Here is a 3647-nt window from a genome sequence, read left to right on the forward strand (position 1 = left end):
CGTGGCGGCGGCCCGCGCTCCAGATCCGCGGCGTCAGCCAGTAGCCGAATGCGGACGCGAGCGAGACGGACGTGAGCGCGAGGTAGGCCGGCGCGCCGTAGGCCCAGGCGAAACCCGAGATGCCGAGCACGGCGAACGTGGTGTAGATCTCGCCGGCATTTACGAACCAGAATATCAGAAGCCCGAGCCGACGTCCCCCGATCGCCCACTCCTCGACATCGCGCGCGCGTGCGCGGCGGCCGCCATAGGCGATCGCGCCGCCGACCGTGGCGAGCAGCACAGCGATGGCGACCATGGCGATCACGCGTCCCGCTCCCCGTCCGTGGAGGCAGCCGCCTCGTCGCGCCGGAACACGAACGCGATCGCGGCCGAGGCGACGAGCACGCCGGCCATCTGCCACGCCATCTGGAACGGCAGCCCGAACGGACGCCACATGATCCGGTTGGCAGCACCCGCGCCGCCGAGCTGCCAGGCGAACGGCAGCAGCAGCGCGAACCGGTACAGGCGCGGCGCCCGAGCCCTCCGGCCGGTCAACGCTCGCCGTGTGTCAGAAACCGGAATTGTCAGGCCCGCCTCCAGCGGCGATCCAGCCGACGATCTTGTCTTCCAGTACCTGCAGCGGAAGCGCACCGGTGCCGATCACCTGATCGTGGAAGTCCCGGACCGCGAAACGGCCGCCCAGCGCGGCGGTCGACCGATCGCGCAGGCCGCGAATCTTGAGCTCGCCCATCTTGTAAGCGCACGCCTGCCCCGGCGCGGCGATATAGCGGTCGACCTCGACCGTCACGTCGTGCGGCGCCATCGACGTGTTCGCCAGCATGTAGGCGATCGCCTGCTGCCGCTCCCATCCCTGCGCGTGGAGGCCGGTGTCCACCACCAGCCGCACCGCGCGCAGCATCTCCATGTCGAGGTGGCCGAACCACTGGTACGGATCGCCATACATGCCGAGCTCGCGCCCCATCGACTCGCAGTACAGCGCCCATCCCTCGGTATAGGCGGTGAATCCCTCGTCGGAGAAGCGCAGCAATTGGGGCAGCTTCTCGTTCTCGCGCGCGAGCGTGATCTGGAAATGGTGGCCGGGTATGCCTTCGTGAAGCGTGAGGGTCTCGAGCGTGGGGATCGGGCGGGTGCCGAGCATCGCCATGTTGAAGAACAGCACGCCCGGAGTTCTGCCGTCCGGCGGACCCGGGCGGTAGTAGCCCGTGCCGCGCTGGGCGCCGAGCGCCGGCAGCGGCTGGACGCTGAACGGCGCCTTGGGCCGGCGCGCGAAGAGCTGCGGGATTGATCGCCAGATCTTCGCCTCGATCGTGGCGAAGCGGCCGAGCAGCTCTTCCGGAGTCTTGCAGTAGAAGCGCGGATCGGTGCGGACGAAGACGAAGAAAGCGGCGAGATCACCGTTGAAGCCGATGCTGGTCTTCGCGTCCTCCATCTCGTGGTGGATGCGCTGGACCTCCGACAGGCCGAGCCGGTGGATCGCATCGGGGCTGGCGGTGGTCGTGGTGTGTCGCTCGAGCTCGGCCGCGTAGAGCGCCGCTCCGCCCTTCATCGCCGAACGGCCGACCGCCTCGCCCGTGCGCGGCAGATAGTCGTCGGACAGGTATGACTTCCAGAGCGCGTAGCCGGGATAGATGCGGTCGGTGATGACCTGCCGGTAGGATGCCTCGAGCCGAACACGATCGCCTTCGGAGATGGCCGGCGGCATCCTCGTCACGGCCGCGTAGAACGGGCTCTGCTCGATGGGCGTGGCGAGCACGGCGTCGACCTGCGACAAGACGTTGGTGACGATGATGCGCGGTTGGACCTGGCCCGCGGCAACACCTCGCTTGAGCTGAACGACCGTCGTCTGCAGGTAGCCGGCGAAGCCGACGAGCCGTACTAGCCCCGCCTCGTAATCCTGAAGCGCCGCGAACGGCGCGCTTGTGAGCACGAAGTCCGGGAACTCGAGGTGGAGACCGAACGACGGATCAAGCGGCGCGCGGGCCGCCGTGTCGAACGCACCGCTGCGCAGGAAGGCGAGCGTCCGGTCGGTCTGGTACGCGAAGACATCGTAGGCGATGCGATCGGCGACCGGGAGGCCGTTCCTGCGGATCGCGGCGAGCGCGGCGTGGTCCCGCTCCCGGTCCGCTAGCAGCGCGGCACGATAGGCGTCCGCGAGCGGATCCATGAAAGGCGTCGCACGCGGTTTCTCCGACACGGCTTGGCGGAGCGCGTCGGAAGCCGCGCTGGCATCGAGCAGGGCACGCAGCCGCGAGACGTCGCCCGCTGCTGGCTGGGCAGGAAGACGCGCCGCCAGCAGCGCCGCGCCCGCCGCGCCGACCGCCTGCCGACGTGTCGGGCTCCATCCCTGCCGGTCCGCCATGCCCGCCTCCATTCTGCCGCCGTCTCGGTGACGGGTTTGCAGGGCCGTGATAATCCCTTGCTTTGCACCCGACGCTGCGGTCCGGCAACCGCGACCGTCTCCAGGTCGGGCGAATTCCCTGTCCGAACTCATTGTCTTAGCGACAGCTCTGCCGACACGTCCGGGCGATCTGGCCCACGACGTTGCGACTGGCGCAATGACATGCGGGCGCCGCGCGCATTGTGTCGAGACCGACGACCCAGCAGCCTTGGCCGACCAGCATCGTCGGGGGCAGCGCGTGGGTGTCGGCAAGTGGATAGCGGCGGTCGTCCTCGCCTCGTCGTTCGCGGCTGCGGCACAGCCCGTGCAGCCGCACGTCACGGCGCTGGTCGGCGCGACGGTGGTGGACGTCGACAGCGGACGCGAGACGCCGGACGCGGCCGTACTCATCGAGGACGGCCGCATCGTGCGGATCGGTCCGCGCGCCACCGTCGCCGTGCCGCCGGGTGCGCGGATCAGGTCGATGACCGGCAAGTGGCTGATCCCCGGCCTGATGAACATGCACGTCCACCTCGGCCTCAAGCTGCCCGGGGCGGCAGGCGCCGCGCTCGTCGGCGAGACCGATCCGCAGGAGGTGCTGCGCATGGCGGGCAACGCGCGCCGCTCGCTGCTCTCGGGCGTCACCACCGTGCGCCTGGTCGGCGAGGATCACGGCAACGACTTCGCGCTGCGCGCCGAGATCGACCGCGGCGAGGTGATCGGCCCGCGGATCAAGACCGCGGGGGGAGATCATCGTCCCGACCGGAGGGCATGGCTCGCTCGAGGCGGACGGTCCCTACGGGCTCGCCCGGGCGGTTCGCGCGCAGATCAAGCAGGGCGCGGACTGGATCAAGATCGCGATCTCCGGCGGCATCGCCGACAGTCGCGGCGACATCTCGGCGGCGCCCATGACGGACGAGGAGCTGTCGACGCTGATCGAGGTCACCCACCGTAACGGCGTGCCCGTGACGGCGCACAACGGATCGGTGGCGGCCGCGCAGCAGGCGTTGCGGTTCGGCATCGACGGCTTCGAGCACGGCTACCATTTCGACGAGGCGACGCTCGAGGCCATGAAGGCCAAGGGCGTCTGGCTGGTGCCGACGATCGTCGTCACCCAGCCCGGGGCCAGGCAGTTCTACCGCAAGATCGGCTCACCCGACTGGTATCTCGCGCGCGTCGACAGCACCGGCAAGGATCATTGGGCGATGCTGCGGAACGCGATCCGGCTGGGCGTGAAGATCGCGCTCGGGACCGATCAGTTCCCCTACGA

The 3647-nt window shown here is 69.5% G+C and carries 4 protein-coding genes and 1 pseudogene; 2 read left to right on the forward strand and 3 right to left on the reverse strand.

The features are described from left to right. The 3 genes and pseudogenes from HUV01_RS13705 to HUV01_RS13715 all read right to left on the reverse strand — a co-directional run. Positions 1-295 (reverse strand): annotated as a pseudogene (locus HUV01_RS13705) (sodium:solute symporter family protein); the annotation flags it as partial. A 5-nt stretch (positions 296-300) separates the two neighbouring features. Continuing rightward, positions 301-534, reverse strand: coding sequence for a DUF3311 domain-containing protein (locus HUV01_RS13710; RefSeq protein WP_174298776.1), 234 nt, complete (start codon positions 532-534; stop codon positions 301-303). A 13-nt stretch (positions 535-547) separates the two neighbouring features. Beyond that, on the reverse strand, positions 548-2359 hold the full coding sequence (locus tag HUV01_RS13715) for a DUF885 domain-containing protein (RefSeq protein ID WP_174298777.1): 1812 nt from the start codon (positions 2357-2359) through the stop codon (positions 548-550). A gap of 247 nt (positions 2360-2606) precedes the next feature. Between HUV01_RS13715 and HUV01_RS15255 the strand changes: the two genes are divergently transcribed. Then, positions 2607-3332: an amidohydrolase family protein gene (locus HUV01_RS15255; protein ID WP_254606653.1), complete on the forward strand. Its 726-nt coding sequence runs from the start codon at positions 2607-2609 to the stop codon at positions 3330-3332. Then, on the forward strand, positions 3226-3647 hold a 422-nt coding region (locus HUV01_RS15260; protein WP_368040041.1), incomplete at its 3' end, for an amidohydrolase family protein. The genes HUV01_RS15255 and HUV01_RS15260, both read left to right, overlap by 107 nt.

The organism is Sphingomonas bacterium (genome assembly GCF_903643035.1).
In the GTDB taxonomy this organism is placed as follows: domain Bacteria; phylum Pseudomonadota; class Alphaproteobacteria; order Sphingomonadales; family Sphingomonadaceae; genus Sphingomonas.

What these genes read in the sequence shown, in the direction of transcription:
- HUV01_RS13715 (WP_174298777.1), bottom strand. Translation starts at nt 2,359, where the DNA reads ATGGCGGACCGGCAGGGATGGAGCCCGACACGTCGGCAGGCGGTCGGC.